Origin of the sequence: Aliirhizobium cellulosilyticum, assembly GCF_014198105.1 — a bacterium.
GTDB lineage: Bacteria > Pseudomonadota > Alphaproteobacteria > Rhizobiales > Rhizobiaceae > Neorhizobium > Neorhizobium cellulosilyticum.
This window is the reverse complement of the sequence record NZ_JACIGW010000002.1, coordinates 533,764-551,386: the sequence shown is the minus strand read 5'-3', so window position 1 is coordinate 551,386 and position 17,623 is coordinate 533,764. Positions and strand designations below refer to the sequence as shown.

Here is a 17,623-nt window from a genome sequence, read left to right as displayed (position 1 = left end):
AGGTTTAAGCTCTTGTTGAGTGACGTTCCTCAATTCTGGGGCAAAATGTCCGGTTAAGGGCTATAAAGCTGACACACGATGAGATTTTGAGGCGGGACGTCTTTTACTTCTATCGTTGTTCAACAGCACAATGACTTGAGGGCAGCCGAGGCTGCCCCTTTTTTATAGCGGTATACACGCATTGCGTGAATAGGTGATTCTGTATCGCGTTTTTGGCGTGTCGTTAGCTCGCCAGAACCCGCTGCGACGGGAAGGTGATCTCCACCAGCGTTCCCTCGTTCGGCACCGAGGTAATGGCGAAATTCGCCCGGTTCGCATCCACCATCGCTTTTGTCAGTGGCAGCCCAAGGCCCGTGCCGTCACCCCGTTTGCGGGATGCTCCCGCCACCTGCCGGAATGGCTTCATCGCCAATTCCAGCTCGGCGCGGTTCATGCCGATACCGGTATCGCGAATTCTCAGCACGACGCTGCCATTCGTCTCATAGGCGGTGGAGACGACGATCTGACCGCCCGATGGCGTAAACCGGATGGCGTTGGACAGGATGTTGAGCACGATCTGCTTGATCGAGCGCAGATCGGCCACCACCTGCGGCACGGCTTGCGACAGTGCCGTGCGTATGATCACCCGCTGGCCGTTTGCCTGCGGCTGCACAAGCGAGACCGCTTCCGACACCGTTTCGTCCAGGCCGACAGCGACGAAATCGAGATCAAGCTCTCCCGCCTCGATCTTGGAAATATCGAGCAGGTCGTTGACGATATCGAGCACATGCCGGCCCGAGCGGCCGATATCGTTCGAATATTCGATATAGCGGGGGTGGCCGACAGGCCCGAGCCGTTCCGATGCCATCATGTCGGCAAAGCCGATAATGGCATTCAGTGGCGTGCGAATCTCGTGGCTCACATGTGCAAGGAACTCGCTCTTGTGCGCATTGGCCGTTTCCGCGGCGCGTTTTGCGGTGCGCAGCTCGTCTTCGGTCCGTTTCCACTGGGTGATGTCGCGGATGACGGCGCAATAGCCGTTGGATGACGTCAATCGGCCGATCGTCATGAAAAGGGGAAGGAACCCGCCGGATGCCTCGCGGCCGATCACTTCACGACCGTCGTTCAGCACGCTCGCCACGCCATGGCCGGAAATCCCGGAGAGATAGTCGAGGATTGCCCGCTGGCTTTCATGCGCAAAAAGCGTGACGAACGGCTTGCCGTTGATCTCTTCGCCATCGAAGTTGAACAGCGCGCTTGCCGCTCGGTTCATCGATCGGACTTCCCTGTCGGATCCGATGATGACGACGCCGTCGGTGGCGGTCTCCAGAATGGCCCGCAGCTCCTCCACCTCGACCTGCAGTTTCGCCAATTGGTCGGCGGTGCGGATCGGGCGCAGCGGCAACACTTCCGCCGTGGTGTTTTCTGGCGGCTCCGCTTCGGCGGCAACCGGCATCAGCGCCAGCATCAATGCCGATGTCTCATTGAAGCGGATCGACTGAAGCCTTGCCGTCACGGGAACGATCACGTCGTCGGCGCGCACCACCACCATGCCGCCGGCATGCGTGGTCTTGTCTTCCAGTTCCTGCCGCTGCAACAACGCATCAAGTCCGCCGACATCACCAAGCGCCTCTAGTGAAGGATAGCCGGTCAGTTTCAGGAATTCGCCGTTGGCGTGGATCAGTCGATCACCGGCATGCACTAGAAGTGCTACCGGCATCTGGTCGATGATATCCTCCGAAAGGCCGGTGCGATCGCGGCCGGGCAGCATGGCGGCGAGAGCTGCGGCATCCACCGCTTCCTCGTGCTCGATCTCATTCTCGGGGCGGTCCTCGGTTGCTTCCGTCGGCTCGTTGTCGAACAACGTGACGACGATGTTATCGGAAGTCTCCGACCCGTCGGTCACCTCAAGCGTCTCATCCTCGTGAAATGCCTGGGCATCTTCCGGCAGTTCTTCGTCAACCTGTTGCGTTTCGTCGTCGTCGGTCGGCAGGGACTGCTCAACCTCGCCATTCGCCTCGGAAACGAGGTCTTCGTTCGTGCTGGTGACGTCCTTGCTGAAAGCCGCAACATCCTCCGGCAGATCGGATGCGGTGGTGTCTGCAGTAATAACCTTATCACCGAGGGCTTCGTCGCTTTCGGTCTCCAGATCCTCGGCTGGTTTCACGAAATCATCCAGACGTCGGGCAATTTCCTGAAAGTTTGCCTGCTCGCCGGGACTCAGCCGTGAGCGTCGCTCCTCAAGCTGGATCACCTTGTCCCATTGCCGTCTGCCCGGCGTTTCGGTCAGCGTCAGGGCTGGGGGCTCGCCTTCCGGCCAGTCAACGGTCTTGGCCGGGTCTTCAGCTGTGTCCGCATCAACGGTATCCACATCCGGTTCGTTGTCCGTTTCACCCGGCATCGGCATGTCGTCATCGGCGAAAGAGCTCGCTTCGACATCTGCCTCTTCATTCGATGTGTCGCCAATCTCATCGAACGCTGCCGTTTCCGCGTTCTCGTCGCTTGCCGCAGGGACAGTATCGGCATTCTGGTTTTCGGCCGGTTGCTCGAGAACCTCTTCCAATTGCTCGGAAGCTTGCAATTCATTCTGTTCTGCTTCGAGCGGCTTGGTTGCTAGGTCTGCCTCTGCTCCCCCCAATGAAAGGCCAGCGGCGTGCGGGTCTTCGGCTGCGTCGCCCATCCGAACGATGCCGAAGCCGCGGAACCCGTCAAATTCGCGTGCTCTCGTGTAAGTCGGGAGCGCTGCCAGATCGACCGGCACCACGAGCGAGGTTCCCTCTACCGGCCACCAGATCGTCTTGCCTGACCATGTGTCCCGACGGCCAAGCAATTCGCCGATCTTGCCGTCCGGATCGAGATTGAAGAGTGCGGCGAGATCGGAAAATGCCATGCCCGAAATATCGGCTGCATGCGGCCCGACAGCCTGGGCGAATTCCTTCGACACTTCGCTGAACCGGCCGGCGGCATCGATTTTCCAGACGAAGCGCACCGTTCCGAGCGGACGTGATGCCGGCTCTGCCTGTTGCATATGCGGCAACGGTTCGACGTGGTCTTCGGCGATGTTTATGCCTTCATCCCCCGGCGCCTCTGCCTCAGACGTGGTGGCTGGCACGGTTTCGTCATCATGCTCTTCGTGCGATCCGAACGTCGCGACCTCGTCGTCATCGGTTTCAATGTCGACAGCCACGTCCGCGTCGCCCGACAGGTCTGCCGGAATGCGATTTTCTCCGCTCACGATCTCTTCGGCAGAAATGTCCTGCGCAACGGTTTCGGCATCCCGCTCAGCAGCTGTGGTGCCGTCGAACGTCTTCGCATCCGGTTCGCCGCTCTCGGTGAAAACCTCGTTTGCTTCATCAGCAGGGGCCAGATCTTCAGTCTTCACATCCCCGCTCTCGATGTCTTCAATGCGGGAAACCGGCGAAGGCGTGTCCGAAGCCTCTTCCACCGTGACCTTTTCTGCAGCGGTCTCGGCGAAGGCATCAGCTTCGGTTTCTGTCTCGTGTCCACCCGTCTCCACGTAGGCCGCATCGCTCTCATCGGCCGCGCCCGTCGTATCGTCGAGTGAGATTTCTTCCTCCGTTTCGGGATTGTCCTCGATCGCGGCGACGGCGCTCAGCGCATCTTCGTAGTCAGGCAAGGCGACGCTATCAGCGGCGATTTCTTCCGCGGCATGCGTGGCATTCACCGCCGCAGCCTGCATTTTTGCGGCTCCCACGACGAACAGAAGATTAAGTGCAGGCTCTTCCGACACCTGGCCGATCGCAGCAGGCAGATATCCGCTGGCGGTCGCGATCGGGCGCTTGATCAGTCGGTGACGGTCATTGCCGACCATCGAGACAAGCATGCGCGTCGTCTGGATGGAAAGGGTGAGCGCTGCAAACTGGCCGGATGCAGCCAGAATGTTACCATCGCCATCGAGCACGGCCATATGCGTGTCGGGATCGTCAAAGCCTTCGATCAGGCGGGCAGCACATTCCTTGAGCGGCAGGTTTTGGCTGTCCACCGGCACGGAAAGAAGGATGCACGGCTTGTCCTGAACCCGGATCATTTCGCAGCGCGCCTGCACAGCCACGCGCAGAAACCCGGAAGCGATGCGAACGGTAAACGTGCGCCTGTCGCCCACCGACTGCAGCGAGCGTGCGACAGGCTCCACCTGGCGAAACATCAGTTCGCCGCGGTCGAGCCCCTGGTCGAGAAAATCATAGATTGAGCCGAAGCCAAAAAGTGCGGCACCCCGGCCATTTGCCCATGAGACCGATCTGAGATCCGCCGAGAACAGAACGACGGCCATACCCGCGGCAAATGCCTCTCGCACACGCTCGTGTACGGCGACATCGATGAATGGGTATTGCACGTCCGACATGGGCAAGCCTGTGAAATTACGTGTCGGCCTATAAGGCCATGGAATTAACCTCTTGTTAATATCCCTCCCCTTCGACAGGGTCCACATGGGAGAACAGGAACGCGTAAACAGGGTTAACGTCGGTCGGTTGTGCTGCACTGCAAATATTGCAATGCACAATAGCATCGGCTATATTTACGGCAGAACAGGTTCGGCGATGCCTGTTTTTTCGCCGGACCGGATCTTTTTGGAGGAAAAGATTGTGGCTTATTCTGACGATATCTTCTCGTTCTCTGCATTCGATCCGGCAAAGCTGACGCAAAGCTGGCACGAGTTTGCAGAGCAAAGCACGACCCATTCCCATGACGCCTACGGTAAGATGAAAACGGCGGCGGCGGAAGCCTCCCGCACGGTTGAATCCACAATCCATTCTGCCCAGGCCGGCTCTATGGAATTCGGCTTGAAGGCAATCGACGCACTTCGCACCAATACCGAAATGTCGCTCTCCCATATGGAGCAGTTGATCGGGGCCAAGTCCTTTTCCGAAATGATGGAATTGCAGACTGCTTTCGTCCGCAAGCAGGCGGAGTTTACCGTCGAGCAGGTGAAGGTGATGCAGGACGCCGCGCAAAAGGTTGCAGGCGAAGTCTCAAGGCCCGGCCGGCAAGCCGCCGAAAAAGCCATGGACGCCTTCAAGCCGTCCTGATCGCCAGGTTCTTCGGCAACCTTGTCCACATCCTCGCGGCGGACTTGATCACAAGGATCGAATTTGTCAGATTGAAAGGACTTGCAATCTTCATTCGATGGCCGTATGTGACCGGTCAACATCGCTTCGGCGGTTTATGCGGTTGTAGCTCAGTTGGTTAGAGCGCAGGTTTGTGGCACCTGAGGTCGGTGGTTCGACCCCACTCAACCGTACCATTCCCCTCTCTCAGTAAGTCTATAAGTCACTAGGACTTACGGGGAGAGGGGAATTATCCTTCCCCGATATCCCGGTCCATTTGTGCACGCGCGTAATGCGTTGGCGGCATGCCGACAAATCGGGTGAACGCGATGCTGAAGGCGCTGGCGGAGCCGTAGCCGACACGATCGGCGATCTCCTTGATGCCTTCATCGCCACGTCTGAGCAGTTTTTTCGCGATCGCCATCCTCCAGGAGAGCAGGTATTCGATCGGCGCGACGCCCATCGCCTTGCGAAAGCGTTCGAAAAAGACCGATCGGGATAGAGCCGCTTCGCCGGCCAGTTTCTCAACCGTCCAGTCATGCTTCGGGTCTGCATGTATCTTGCGAAGCGCCGCCGCCAGCCGCTCGTCGGAAAGCCCGCGAAGCAGGCCGGGAGAGGCGCTGCCGCCGGACGCCGACCGAAGCGCCTCGATCAGCAGCACTTCGAGAAGCCGCGTCAGCACCATGTCGCGCGCCGGCTTTTCTTCCTTCGCTTCGTTCCGGATCAGTTGAACGATGGTGGCGAACTGCCTTTCCCCGCGCACATGCACCAGTCGCGGCAGCAGCGATACAAGAAGGCTGGCATCCGGGGATCCGAACGCAAGTCCGCCGACAAGCATGCGCATATTGGCCGGTCCGTCCGGATCGCCGTGCCGGGTCTCCTCATCGCGCCTGGTAACGGCGAAATGCGCGGCATTTTCCGGATCGACCGGCTCGATACTCGACATGGTAAAGTCGCAGGCGGCGGGGATCAGAATGAAGTCGCCGGCCCGCAGTTCTATCGGTTCCTCTCCGGGAGCCGACAGCCGTGCTGCACCTTCGAGAAGGACGCAGAAAAGCGGCCGGGCCGTCGCCGGAGCATCGACGCGCCATGGGCCGGAGCCGCTCGCCATCTTCGAAAACGGCAGGCTTGGCTGAAGCAGGGCCACCACATCTGCGAACGGATCGGTCAATTCAGGACTTTCAAAAATGAATTGAGGACGATCGATTGTAGTACGTCCTGGCTTCAATATCTACTTTCATGACCAGACAACATGAAAGGAACAACCATGAAGACTGTTCTCATCACCGGCTGCTCGTCTGGTTTCGGCCTCGATATCGCAAAACTGTTTCTCGATCGCGACTGGAAGGTGATCGCGACTATGCGCACGCCGCGTGAGGACCTGCTGCCGATATCCGAAAACCTGCGCATACTCCCCCTCGAAGTCAGAAGCGATGAAAGCGTCGCAAGGGCTATCGAAGCGGCCGGCCCGATCGACGTCCTTGTCAACAATGCCGGCATCGGCTGGCTGAACGCGCTCGAAGGCACGCCGGTCGATGTCATCCGCGATATCTTCGAGACCAACACGATCGGCACGATGCGCATGGCGCAGGCCGTGCTTCCGCAGTTCCGCGAAAGGAGGGCGGGGCTGATCGTCAATGTCACGTCGGCGGTCACCATGAAGCCGCTGCCGCTTCTGTCGGTCTATACGGCGAGCAAGGCCGCGGTGAATGCGTTTACGGAATCGCTTGCACTCGAACTCGAACCATTCGGCATTGATGTGAAGATCGTGCTTCCGGGCGCGGCACCAGCCACCAGTTTCGGCAAGACCGCGATCTCCCGTATGGAAGGGCATGGTGGTTTCCCCGAAGCCTATGCGGGATATGCAAATGAGGTGTTTGGCGAGATGAGGCAGAGAACCGAGGTCACGCTGCCGATGGATGTCGCACAAGCCGTCTGGCGTGCAGTGACCGATCCGTCATCCCCGAAGCGGCTGCCGGCTGGCACCGATGCGGTGGCGCTCGCCAATTCGCAGGCCTGACGCAACAAAAATCCGCCGGGTCGCTTTCGATCCGGCGGATATGTTCGAAGACGACGGTCACTCTTAGCCGAAGGCCGATGCCAGCCGCTGGCCCAGCGCACGTGCCGGCGATGGCTCCCTCCTGTCCCGCAGGTCAGCATTGTTGATGGCCCGAACTGATGCTTCCGCATCAAGCTTGAACTGGGCAAGCAGGGCGGTCAGCTCGGCAGCCTGCGAAGCAAGGCTGTAGGTCGCGGCGGTTGTCTCTTCCACCATCGATGCATTTTTCTGCGTACCCTGGTCCATCTGGTTGACCGCGGAGTTGATCTCCGAAAGCCCGGTAGACTGCTCGCGTGTGGACGATACGATGGCCGAGACGCTCCGGTTGATTTCCTGCACTTCCGATACGATCGTGTGCAGCGCCGTGCCGGTTTCTCCGACCAGCGCCACCCCGTCGCGCACCTGCGCGCTCGACTTGGTGATCAGGTTCTTGATCTCCTTGGCGGCATTCGCCGAACGTTGAGCCAGTTCGCGCACCTCCTGTGCGACGACGGCAAACCCCTTGCCTGCGTCGCCCGCCCGCGCGGCCTCTACGCCGGCGTTCAGCGCCAGCAGGTTGGTCTGGAAGGCGATATCGTCGATCACGCCGATAATGTTGCCGATTTCGGATGACGATTTCTCGATCTCCTGCATCGCCAAAACGGCCTTGCGAACGATCTCTCCGGAGCGTTCGGCACCATCATGGGCCTTTTTCACCAGTTCGCCGGCCGTGCTTGCCTGCGCGGCGGAATCCTTGACGGCGGTAGTCACCTGTTCCAGTGCTGCGGCGGTCTCTTCCACTGATGCAGCCTGCTGTTCCGTGCGCTTTGACAGGTCTTCCGTTGCCGCACGAATTTCGCTCGCGCCGGCATCGATCATCTTGGCGTTGTCGCCAACCGACCGCAGTGCTGCCTGAAGTCTGGTGATGGACTCGTTGAAGTTCAGCCGAACCTTGTCCAGTTCACCGGCAAACGGGGTAGCCAGACGGTAGGTCACATCGCCTTCGGCAAGATGGTTCAGGCCGCGGGCGATATCATCCACCGCGAACTTCACCTCCGCTGCTTGCCTTGCACTTTGCTCCTCGCGCGCCTGTCGTTCCTGTTCTGTAAGCCGGCCATTGGCTTCCGCTTCGCGTTCCAGCCGCTCGCGCTCGATGGCGTTGTCGCGGAATACCGAAACAGCGGCTGCCATGTCGCCGATCTCGTCCTTGCGATCCCGATGCGGGATCTGATGCTCTGTATTGCCGGCCGCGAGTGCGTTCATCGACAGGGTGATGCTGGCGATCGGCCGCGCGATCCAGCGGAAGCCGAGCAGGGCGGCAATCCCGCCGACCACGCCGACGATGACCACCAGGATAACCGTTGTCACCAGCGACGAACTCGCTGTTGCCTTTGCCTCACTGACTGCCGCTTCTCCGGTTGCCTTGTTCAGGCTGACCATTTCGGCAAATAGCTTGACGGCTTCTCCACCCATGACCGTCATCTGTTGCACATGTTTCTTGGCCGCAGCCATGTCGCCTTCACCCAGCAGGGTAACAAGACGCCCGCCTGCCGCTTCATAGGTGTCGATTGCGGCTTCCGTGGCCTGATATTTGGCACGCATAGTGTCTGTCGTCAGACTGGCGCCATAGGCTTCGAATGCTTTGTTGCGTGCGGCATATGCCGCCTTCAGCACGGCAAGCGCGCTGGCGCGTTCCTCCTGCGTCGAAGTGCTGAGCAGCAGTGCGACGTTGCGGCGGACATCGCCGAAAAGACGTTCCATTTCGCCCATCTGGGTTGCCCGCGAAACCCGTTCGCCGACGGTGTCGACCTGGGCCTGGAGAGAATTGACCGCGAGAATGGAAAAGGCGCCCTGGACAATTCCGAGCGTGACGACGAGGCCGAATAACAATGGTAAAAGTGTTTTAATCTGAATTTTTGCAAACATAACCGGGTCCTTGGATGTGCCGTGCATTCTTGTGTTGTGCGCGTGCCCGTTGAGATTTGTGACAGTTTTGCTAACAAAGGGCTTACAGCGGGCTGTGCACCGCTGCGGCTTGTTGCCTCAAATCTGACAAAGTATCATAAAAATTGATTTAACATTTTCTTGTCCATTCCTGCCGTCGATTGGCATGCGGCAGGCACAAAAAATGGGCCGCTTAGTCGGCGGCCCAGTCTGGTATTGCCATATCGGTGGGATATCATCCCACCGGTTCGCCTATGATCAGGCGGTAAGACCCGTCCATTTCCAGTCGCGGATTTCCGGCATGTCTTCACCGTATTCCTGCACATGGGCCGTATGCAGTGCGAGCTTGCCCTTGAGCATTTCGATCACATGCGGAACCTTTTCCTTCAGCTCCGGCACCCGTTCGATGGCTTCGAGCGCCAGGTGATAGCGGTCGAGCTGGTTCAGCACCGTCATGTCGAAAGGCGTCGTGGTCGTGCCTTCCTCGACAAAGCCGCGAACGTGCATGTTGCGGTGGTTGTTGCGCTTATAGGTCAGCCGGTGGATGAGATACGGGTAACCGTGATAGGCGAAGATGACAGGCCGTTCGGTGGTGAACAGCTTGTCGAACTCCTCGTCCGTCAGGCCATGCGAATGCTCTTCCTTCGCCTGCAGCGTCATCAGGTCGACGACGTTGACGACGCGGATCTTCAGTTCGGGGATCGCCTCGCGCAGGATCATCACGGCGGCGAGAGTTTCCATTGTCGGCACGTCGCCGGCGCAGGCCATCACCACATCCGGCGCAATCGCATCATCCTCGTTGCTGGCCCAATCCCAGACCCCGATGCCTGCCTCGCAATGCCTTGTCGCATCCTCGATCGAAAGCCATTGCGGCTCCGGCTGCTTGCCGGCCACAATGACGTTGATGCGGTCCCAGGTATTCAGGCAATGGTCAGCCACCCACAGAAGCGTATTGGCATCCGGCGGCAGGTAGATGCGCACCACGTCCGCCTTCTTGTTGGCAACGTGATCGAGGAAACCCGGATCCTGATGCGAAAAGCCGTTATGGTCCTGCCGCCACACATGCGAGGTGAGCAGGTAGTTGAGCGAGCTGATCGGCTTTCTCCACTCGAGATGACGCGTCACCTTCAGCCACTTGGCATGCTGATTGAACATCGAGTCAATGATGTGGATGAAGGCTTCGTAGCAGGAGAAGAAGCCGTGACGGCCGGTGAGCAGATAACCTTCCAGCCAGCCCTGGCACAGGTGCTCGGAAAGCACTTCCATCACCCGTCCGTCTGGCGCGAGATGCACGTCATAGGGCTCGATCTTTTCCATCCACACCCGGTCGGTTGCTTCGAAGACCGGGCCAAGCCGATTGGAATCCGTCTCATCCGGCCCGAAGACCCGGAAATTCTTCTCCGTGTCGTTAAGCTTCATCACGTCGCGCAGATATTTGCCCAGCACTTCCGTCGTCTGGACGATCTTTTCGCCCGGTACCGTCACATCAACAGCGTAGTCGGAAATCGGCGGGCATTTCAGCTCCTTGCGCAGGATGCCGCCATTGGTATGCGGGTTTGCCCCCATACGGCGGTTGCCGGTTGGCGCAAGGGCTTTCAGTTCCGCTTTCAGGCTTCCGTCCGCATTGAACAGGTCTTCCGGATTGTAGCTCCGCATCCAGTCTTCCAGAACCTTGCGGTGGCTGTCGTTTTCGCGGCATGTGGCAACCGGAACCTGGTGCGCGCGCCAGAAATCCTCGACCTTCTTGCCGTCGACTTCCTTCGGTCCCGTCCATCCCTTGGGGCTGCGCAGGATGATCATCGGCCAACGCGGTGCCTGGGTGGAGAGTGTGCCCGAGCGCGCCTCTTCCTGGATCGCGCGGATCATGTCGGTCGCCAGATCCATCGCATCCGCCATCAGCCGGTGCATCGCCTCCGGCTCGTTACCTTCGACGAAGATCGGCGCATAGCCATGGCCTTCGAACAGCTTTCTCAGGTCGTCATGCGGAATGCGCGAAAGCACGGTCGGGTTGGCGATCTTGTAGCCGTTGAGATGCAGGATCGGCAGAACCGCGCCGTCGCGGGCTGGGTTGAGGAATTTGTTGGACTGCCAGCTTGCCGCCAGCGGCCCGGTTTCGGCCTCGCCGTCACCCACCACGCAGGCGACGATCAGGTCCGGGTTGTCGAAGGCTGCACCATAGGCATGCACCAGCGCATAACCCAGTTCGCCGCCTTCATGAATGGAGCCGGGCGTTTCAGGTGCGACATGGCTCGGCACGCCACCGGGGAAGGAGAACTGCCGGAACAGCTTGCGCATGCCTTCTTCGTTTTCAGCAATCTCCGGATAGACTTCGCTGTAGATGCCTTCCATCCAGGTATTGGCGACCATGCCCGGCCCGCCATGTCCCGGTCCGCATATATAGATGACGTCGAGATCGCGGCTTTTGATCACCCGGTTGAGATGCGTGTAGATGAAGTTGAGGCCGGGGGTCGTGCCCCAGTGGCCGAGGAGTCGCGGTTTGATATGCAGCGGCTGAAGCGGCTCACGCAGGAGCGGGTTTTCCAGAAGATAGATTTGACCGACCGAAAGATAATTGGCCGCTCGCCAGTACCGGTCCATCAATTCCACTTCCGCCTGCGACAGTTGCGTGCGCGGACGGGTGGGGTCGAAATATTCGGCCTGCGAAAATGCGGCGTCCTTTTGGACCAAATGTTGCTGCATTGAAAACTCCTCTCTTTTTCCTCACCTCTGATGCTAATCGATTTAGATGATCTGTTTCATGACATGGATCATGGACTGGCGGATTGTCCGCCTCTCAAGAGGCATCGCGCTTCCAGCAATGTGGATGCTTTTTGTGACAATCAATCAACTCTTGCGCGATGGACGTCAGGATAGGGCAGGGGCTGACGATTGCCAGCTTTCAGCGCGACATTTCTGGCTTCGGTCTCCCGTTGCCGCCAGTCGGGCCTGACCATTCGCCGCGCACAAACTCCGTGCGTTATGCCGTCGCAGGTTTTGATGCGACTCAACGCGCGCCTGTCATGTCCGGGTGATGTTGAAAGGCCAGACTTGTTTCCTGGCCGGATTGTCGTCATCGGAGGAGACGAAACATGCATGACACGAATAGCATCGCCGCCATCGATGCGGATGAACGCACGATCGAGCTTGGTGCGCTTTTCTCCGAGGTTCGGGCATTGCGTGACCGGGTCGCTGACGAAGGGCGATCATTGTTGGAAAGCCTTATCACCGGGGGTGTCGAAGCGGATCGCCTTGAAAACCTTTGCCATTATCTCTGCCTGCGCAGGCACGACATTCGGCCGCTGCAGCGCAGGCTGATGTGTTACGGCCTCTCCTCACTCGGCCGGCTGGAAAGCCGGGTTCTGCCGACGCTGGATGCCGTGCTCTCAGCCCTGTCTGCCATGCAGGGAATGACCTCTCCCTATGTCCTGCCGTCAGAAGCGCAGTTTTTTGCCGGCGAGGCGGAGCTCAGCGCGATGACGCAGTGGTTGCTGGGCAGCGGACGCCCGCATCGCCGCGGCCGCATCATGGTCACGCTGTCGGGAGAGGCGGCGACCGATCCCGACTTCATCCTCGATCTCGCCCGGCGCGGCATGGATGTCGCTCGCATCAACTGCGCTCATGATGGTCCCGACAGATGGGAGGCAATGGCGCGGCATGTGCGTGCCGCCGGCGAAAAGATCGAACGCCGGATCACCGTGCTGATGGATATCGCCGGGCCCAAGATCAGGACGGAAGCCGTTGTGGCCGACAAGGGCGCCAAACTCACGACAGGCGATCTTTTCCGCCTTGTCGCTTCACGCGAACCTTATCAGACGGAAGACGTGCGTTTCTGCGCGGCGGTTTCACTGCCGGAGATCGTCGAACGGGTCGAGCCGGGGCATAAGCTACGTTATAATGACGGCAAGCTGGAAGCCGTCGTCGAAAGCGTCTCCGAAGGGTGACCCACGTGAAGGCCGGTGGCGTCAAGCTGAAACCGGAAAAAGGATTGAACCTGCCGGATACGGCACTCGGCCTGTCGCCCCTGACCGCCAAGGATGAAGGTGATCTTGCTGCCGTCATCGGCAATGCCGACATGCTCGGTTATTCCTTCGTCAGCCGGCCGGAGGATCTGGATCTGTTGGAGAAGGCGCTCGGCGCCCATCCGCCGCGTGTCGAAAAGCTTGGCCTCGTTGCCAAGATCGAGCAGCCGGAAGCGGTCCGCAACCTGCCGGCCTTGATTGCCCGTGCCCACACACTCGGTCGCCCCTTCGGCGTCATGATCGCCCGCGGCGATCTTGCAGCCGAGATCGGTTTCGAGCGGGTTGCCGAAATGCAGGAAGAAATCCTCTGGCTCTGCGAAGCGGCATCCGTACCCACCGTCTGGGCGACACAGGTTCTGGAGGATTTGGTCAAGGACGGCTTGCCATCGCGTGGAGAGATGACCGATGCCGCCATGGCTGCCCGTGCCGAATGCGTCATGCTGAACAAGGGACCGGCGGTTGCCGAAGCCGTCACGCTGCTTGACACGCTTCTTGCCCGCATGGACGAGCATATTTTCAAGAAGACGCCTACGCTTCGTGCACTGAAATCCTGGTAGCTCAAATAGGAAGACCCGGCCCATGAATGTTGGGCCGGGTCCTTCGTGGGACGACGCGGCCTCCGTCGCGTCGTCCCAGCCCACCGTTCAGGCGGAGATGGCGAATCCGGCACCGTCCGGCTCTTGATCGAACCGTCCTTTGGCTGCGCCCGGATATCGTTGATATCGTCGCGCAGGGTTCACGGATTTCAGACTTCACCTCAACCCTCGGCGGCAAACTGGATATATGCTTTCCGGGAGACCAAATTCCGGGAGTGGAAATCCTTGCAGTCCGAGTTGGCTTTGAGCCTATACATGCTGCGGTTGATTTCATTGACCCAACGCAATGCCCCTGAAAATGCCCCGGAAATGCCTTCGAATGGATATCCGATTCAGGCGTCGTGGATGGGCTTGTGCTCGGCGATGTCGGCGGCGTGGCGGAACATGCGCACCAGCCTTGTCCGCTCTTCCCCATGCCGCATCAGTGCGTGGTCGAAGCGCCGGATCTGGCCCGGATCCGGCCGCCAGCGCCCGTCGCGGGCCTTGTCGTTGCTGCTTGCAGGCTTGAACGACATGCGCGGGCCGATATTCTCCTGAAACTGCGCCAGCGTCATGCCGGCCTTCACCAGTAGAGCCCGCACACCAGAGCGGCTTTCTGTGGCGATCACCACACGGAAGGCGTTGATGAGGCTGCCCTTGGATACCGGCAGCTCGCGTGTGTCGAACAGATCGCTGCCGGTTTCATGCTCCCGCAGATAAACCAGATAGATGTCGACCAGCCGGTGCGCCGTCTGCAGCAATTGCGCGTCGGTTCCACCATCGATCCCATAGACGTGATCGTCGCCATGCGCCGGTTTTGTGAAAGCTGAATAAGGCATGATCCTGTCCTCGTTTGCCTTATAAACGCGCAGGGCTTGCTTTGGTTCTGCCGGAATTTTGACCACCTAAGATACGGAGGCGCCACCGTTTTTTCACATTCGATGTTGTGCAGCGCACAATTGCCTATTGCACAAAGCGGATTATGGCCTATGTTTGTCCTGCGGCCGCGTGTCGCACCATGGGTCATTTGACCCCCTTCACCCGTCGCAAACGCCGGGTTTTTTCAAGAAGGATGAAACCATGACAGTCTCAATTAGCAACATCAAGGCATCTCAGAGCGGCGCTGTTCTTTCGGGTCAAGTGGCAAGAGCCGTTGCCGAAGCGCGTATTGCCGCCGGCTACAGTATTGATGACCTTTCTTTGACCACCGGCCTCGTGCACGAGGAAATTCTTGGCGTCGAGGAAGGCCTGAATGCCGATCCGGCCAAGCTGAAACGTATTGCCGTTGCGCTGAAATTACCCCCGTCAGCGCTTCTCGTCGCCTGATTTTAAGGTGTACCAAAAGCCCGGCTCCAGCCGGGCTTTTTCGTCTTTGCCGTCAACCGGCGACGAAGATATGGCTTTCCGCCGCCACCAGTTCGCGGATGTATTCGACAACGATCCGAAGCCGCGCAAGGTCGCGGGATGTTTCGTGATAGGTCGTCCAGTAGGATCGCTTGAGCGAGACTTGCGGCAAGAGCCTGATGAGCTCGGGATGTTGCCGCGCCACATAATCATGCAGGATGCCGATGCCGGCACCCGCTTTGACCGCCTCGGTCTGGCCCATCGCGCTCGAGATCTCGAAACCCGCATCCCAGTCGCGCATGATCTCGCCGGTGAAATTCAGCGAGGGTGAGAAGATCAGGTCTTCCACATAGCCCACCCGCGCATGCCGTCTCAGCTCTTCGGCGGTTTTTGGTTCTCCGGCGGTATCGAGATAGGCCCGTGATGCATAAAGCCCGAGCGTGTAATCGGTGAGTCTGGAGGAAACGAGCCGGCCCTGTTCCGGCTGCTCGATGGTGATCGCAATATCCGCCTCGCGTTGCGACAGCGAAAAATGCCGCGGCACCGGCACCAGCTGGATCTTCAGTTCCGGATGCCGGCGGGTAAGACGGCTCATCCGCGATGCGAGAAAGGAGACGCCGAAACCGTCCGGCGCGCCGATCCGCACCGTTCCGGCAATCACCGTGTCGGTGCTGGCCGTTCTTGCCTGCGCCGAAAGCATTTCGGTTTCCATCTTTTCGGCCGCAGCCAGCAGCACTTCGCCTTCCGCCGTCAGCGTGCAACCGTTGGTTCTCCGCACCAGAAGCCGCGTCTGCAGCGCATCCTCCAGCGCCGTCATCCGCCGCCCGAGCGTAGCATGGTTGATACCGAGCCGCCGTGAGGCGGAGAGCAACTGGCCGGTGCGAGCCACCGCCAGAAACATCCTGACATCATCCCAGTCCACGGGCGCTACCCTCTAATGTCGAAATTTGCACAACAGTTGCGTAAACTATCGCGTTGAATTGCGCAAATTCGAGTGACATTCTGGCTGTCACAGAAACCAGGAGGAAACCATGCAGGAAATCGGTCATTTCATCGGCGGCAAGCATGTCGCCGGAACCAGCGGTCGCACCGCCGACGTCTTTAATCCGGCAACCGGCGAAGTACAGGCCAAGGTCGCGCTCGCAAGCGTTTCCGAAATTCGCGCGGCAGTCGAAAACGCCAAGGCCGCTCAGCCGGCATGGGCTGCCACCAATCCCCAGCGCCGCGCCCGCGTCTTCATGAAGTTTGTCGATCTGCTCAACCAGAACATGGATGAGCTTGCCGTCATGCTGTCGAAGGAGCATGGCAAGACGGTCGAGGATTCGAAGGGCGATATCGTCCGCGGCCTGGAAGTCTGCGAATTCGTTATCGGCATTCCGCATCTTTCCAAGGGCGAGTTCACCGAGGGTGCAGGCCCGCAGATCGACATGTATTCGATCCGCCAGCCGGTCGGCATCGGTGCTGGCATTACCCCGTTCAATTTCCCCGGCATGATCCCCATGTGGATGTTCGCCCCGGCGATTGCCTGCGGCAACGCTTTTATCCTGAAGCCTTCCGAGCGTGATCCGTCCCTGCCGATCCGGCTTGCCGAACTGATGATCGAGGCAGGTCTCCCGGCTGGCATCCTCAACGTCATCAACGGCGACAAGGCCGCCGTTGATGCGATCCTGACGGATCCGGATATAGGCGCCGTCTCGTTTGTCGGCTCCACCCCGATCGCCCGTTATGTCTACGGAACGGCAGCTCAGAACGGCAAGCGCGCCCAGTGCTTCGGCGGCGCCAAGAACCACATGATCATCATGCCGGATGCCGATCTCGATCAGGCCGTGAACGCGCTTATGGGCGCGGGCTACGGTTCCGCTGGCGAGCGCTGTATGGCCGTCTCGGTCGCCGTGCCGGTCGGCGAGGAAACCGCCAACCGACTGGTCGATAAGTTGATCCCCAAGATCGAGAGCCTGCGCATCGGCCCCTATACCGATGACAAGGCCGACATGGGCCCGGTGGTCACCAAGGCGGCGCAGGAGCGCATCAACGGCCTGATCGACAAGGGTGTCGAAGAGGGTGCCAAGCTTCTCGTCGATGGCCGCGGCTTCAAGCTGCAGGGATATGAAGACGGTTATTTCGTCGGCGGTTCGCTGTTCGACAACGTCACGCCGGACATGGAAATCTATAAGCAGGAAATCTTCGGCCCGGTCCTCTCCGTCGTTCGCGCGACGAATTACGAAGACGCCCTGTCGCTGCCGATGAAACATGAATACGGCAACGGTGTAGCGATCTACACCCGTGACGGCGATGCCGCCCGCGATTTCGCATCCCGCATCAACATCGGAATGATCGGCATCAACGTGCCGATCCCGGTTCCGCTCGCATACCATTCCTTCGGCGGCTGGAAGGCGTCGTCCTTCGGCGACCTCAACCAGCATGGCACGGATTCGATCAAGTTCTGGACCAAGACCAAGACGATCACCGCCCGTTGGCCCTCCGGTATCAAGGACGGCGCGGAATTCGTCATGCCGGTCATGAAATAATCTGGACACTATCGATGGCGGGTATGATCGTATCCGCCATCCAGCTTTCGCTTAATCAACTATCCCTCACGAAAGGTTGACGTGGTCGCCAGTTGCCCTAATTTGACGCGGGTAGGAGTGGGAGTTGTAT

At 59.4% G+C, this 17,623-nt stretch carries 12 protein-coding genes, 1 tRNA gene and 1 pseudogene; 7 read left to right on the top strand and 7 right to left on the bottom strand.

Annotated features, from left to right (window positions below; genetic code table 11):
* Window positions 1-223: 223 nt before the first annotated feature.
* Window positions 224-1,435, bottom strand: coding sequence for a PAS domain-containing sensor histidine kinase (locus GGE33_RS27980; RefSeq protein ID WP_425486659.1), 1,212 nt, complete (start codon window positions 1,433-1,435; stop codon window positions 224-226).
* Window positions 1,423-2,863: pseudogene (locus tag GGE33_RS27975) on the bottom strand (PAS domain-containing protein); the annotation flags it as partial. The gene GGE33_RS27980 and the pseudogene GGE33_RS27975, both read right to left, overlap by 13 nt.
* A gap of 1,720 nt (window positions 2,864-4,583) precedes the next feature.
* On the opposite strand from GGE33_RS27975, the gene GGE33_RS11495 reads away from it, so the two are divergent.
* Together GGE33_RS11495 and GGE33_RS11490 are read left to right on the top strand one after the other, a co-directional pair.
* Window positions 4,584-5,027, top strand: a complete 444-nt coding sequence (locus tag GGE33_RS11495; RefSeq protein WP_343062411.1) for a phasin family protein — start codon at window positions 4,584-4,586, stop codon at window positions 5,025-5,027.
* Window positions 5,028-5,165: 138 nt separating this feature from the next.
* A tRNA-His gene (locus GGE33_RS11490) sits at window positions 5,166-5,242 on the top strand.
* A gap of 53 nt (window positions 5,243-5,295) precedes the next feature.
* Here the strand turns inward: GGE33_RS11490 and GGE33_RS11485 are convergent.
* Complete coding sequence (locus GGE33_RS11485; protein ID WP_183823231.1) at window positions 5,296-6,216, bottom strand: AraC family transcriptional regulator; 921 nt, start codon at window positions 6,214-6,216, stop codon at window positions 5,296-5,298.
* A 96-nt stretch (window positions 6,217-6,312) separates the two neighbouring features.
* On the opposite strand from GGE33_RS11485, the gene GGE33_RS11480 reads away from it, so the two are divergent.
* A complete protein-coding gene (locus GGE33_RS11480) occupies window positions 6,313-7,065 on the top strand; it encodes an SDR family oxidoreductase (protein ID WP_183823230.1) in 753 nt (250 codons plus the stop codon).
* Between the two features lie 63 nt (window positions 7,066-7,128).
* Here GGE33_RS11480 and GGE33_RS11475 read toward each other — a convergent pair whose 3' ends face one another.
* Both GGE33_RS11475 and GGE33_RS11470 read right to left on the bottom strand, forming a co-directional pair.
* A complete protein-coding gene (locus tag GGE33_RS11475; RefSeq protein ID WP_148148105.1) occupies window positions 7,129-9,009 on the bottom strand; it encodes a methyl-accepting chemotaxis protein in 1,881 nt (626 codons plus the stop codon).
* Window positions 9,010-9,285: 276 nt separating this feature from the next.
* The gene (locus GGE33_RS11470) at window positions 9,286-11,727 is read right to left on the bottom strand and encodes a phosphoketolase family protein (RefSeq protein WP_183823228.1); all 2,442 of its coding nucleotides are present in this window, start codon (window positions 11,725-11,727) and stop codon (window positions 9,286-9,288) included.
* A 389-nt stretch (window positions 11,728-12,116) separates the two neighbouring features.
* Between GGE33_RS11470 and GGE33_RS27830 the strand changes: the two genes are divergently transcribed.
* Both GGE33_RS27830 and GGE33_RS27825 read left to right on the top strand, forming a co-directional pair.
* On the top strand, window positions 12,117-12,968 hold the full coding sequence (locus GGE33_RS27830; protein WP_343062410.1) for a pyruvate kinase: 852 nt from the start codon (window positions 12,117-12,119) through the stop codon (window positions 12,966-12,968).
* Entirely contained in the window at window positions 12,965-13,603 is a 639-nt protein-coding gene (locus tag GGE33_RS27825; RefSeq protein ID WP_343062409.1) for a pyruvate kinase, read from the top strand. Before GGE33_RS27830 ends, GGE33_RS27825 begins: the two co-directional genes overlap by 4 nt.
* A gap of 371 nt (window positions 13,604-13,974) precedes the next feature.
* On the opposite strand, the gene GGE33_RS11460 is transcribed toward GGE33_RS27825, so the two are convergent.
* Window positions 13,975-14,460: a hypothetical protein gene (locus GGE33_RS11460; RefSeq protein ID WP_183823225.1), complete on the bottom strand. Its 486-nt coding sequence runs from the start codon at window positions 14,458-14,460 to the stop codon at window positions 13,975-13,977.
* Window positions 14,461-14,701: 241 nt separating this feature from the next.
* On the opposite strand from GGE33_RS11460, the gene GGE33_RS11455 reads away from it, so the two are divergent.
* Window positions 14,702-14,947 (top strand): helix-turn-helix domain-containing protein, encoded by a 246-nt coding sequence (locus tag GGE33_RS11455; protein ID WP_183823223.1) that lies wholly within the window; start codon window positions 14,702-14,704, stop codon window positions 14,945-14,947.
* A 52-nt stretch (window positions 14,948-14,999) separates the two neighbouring features.
* On the opposite strand, the gene GGE33_RS11450 is transcribed toward GGE33_RS11455, so the two are convergent.
* Window positions 15,000-15,887: a LysR substrate-binding domain-containing protein gene (locus GGE33_RS11450; protein WP_183823221.1), complete on the bottom strand. Its 888-nt coding sequence runs from the start codon at window positions 15,885-15,887 to the stop codon at window positions 15,000-15,002.
* 109 nt (window positions 15,888-15,996) lie between these two features.
* Here GGE33_RS11450 and GGE33_RS11445 point away from each other — a divergent pair, with 109 nt between their 5' ends.
* Window positions 15,997-17,493, top strand: a complete 1,497-nt coding sequence (locus GGE33_RS11445) for a CoA-acylating methylmalonate-semialdehyde dehydrogenase (protein ID WP_183823219.1) — start codon at window positions 15,997-15,999, stop codon at window positions 17,491-17,493.
* Window positions 17,494-17,623 lie beyond the last annotated feature (130 nt).

Excerpts from the sequence above, each read along its gene's own strand:
- GGE33_RS27980 (WP_425486659.1), bottom strand. The coding sequence starts at position 1,435 with ATGCCGGTTGCCGCCGAAGCGGAGCCGCCAGAAAACACCACGGCGGAA.
- GGE33_RS11480 (WP_183823230.1), top strand. The coding sequence starts at position 6,313 with ATGAAGACTGTTCTCATCACCGGCTGCTCGTCTGGTTTCGGCCTCGAT.
- GGE33_RS11475 (WP_148148105.1), bottom strand. The coding sequence starts at position 9,009 with ATGTTTGCAAAAATTCAGATTAAAACACTTTTACCATTGTTATTCGGC.
- GGE33_RS11470 (WP_183823228.1), bottom strand. The coding sequence starts at position 11,727 with ATGCAGCAACATTTGGTCCAAAAGGACGCCGCATTTTCGCAGGCCGAA.
- GGE33_RS27830 (WP_343062410.1), top strand. The coding sequence starts at position 12,117 with ATGCATGACACGAATAGCATCGCCGCCATCGATGCGGATGAACGCACG.
- GGE33_RS11460 (WP_183823225.1), bottom strand. The coding sequence starts at position 14,460 with ATGCCTTATTCAGCTTTCACAAAACCGGCGCATGGCGACGATCACGTC.
- GGE33_RS11455 (WP_183823223.1), top strand. The coding sequence starts at position 14,702 with ATGACAGTCTCAATTAGCAACATCAAGGCATCTCAGAGCGGCGCTGTT.
- GGE33_RS11445 (WP_183823219.1), top strand. The coding sequence starts at position 15,997 with ATGCAGGAAATCGGTCATTTCATCGGCGGCAAGCATGTCGCCGGAACC.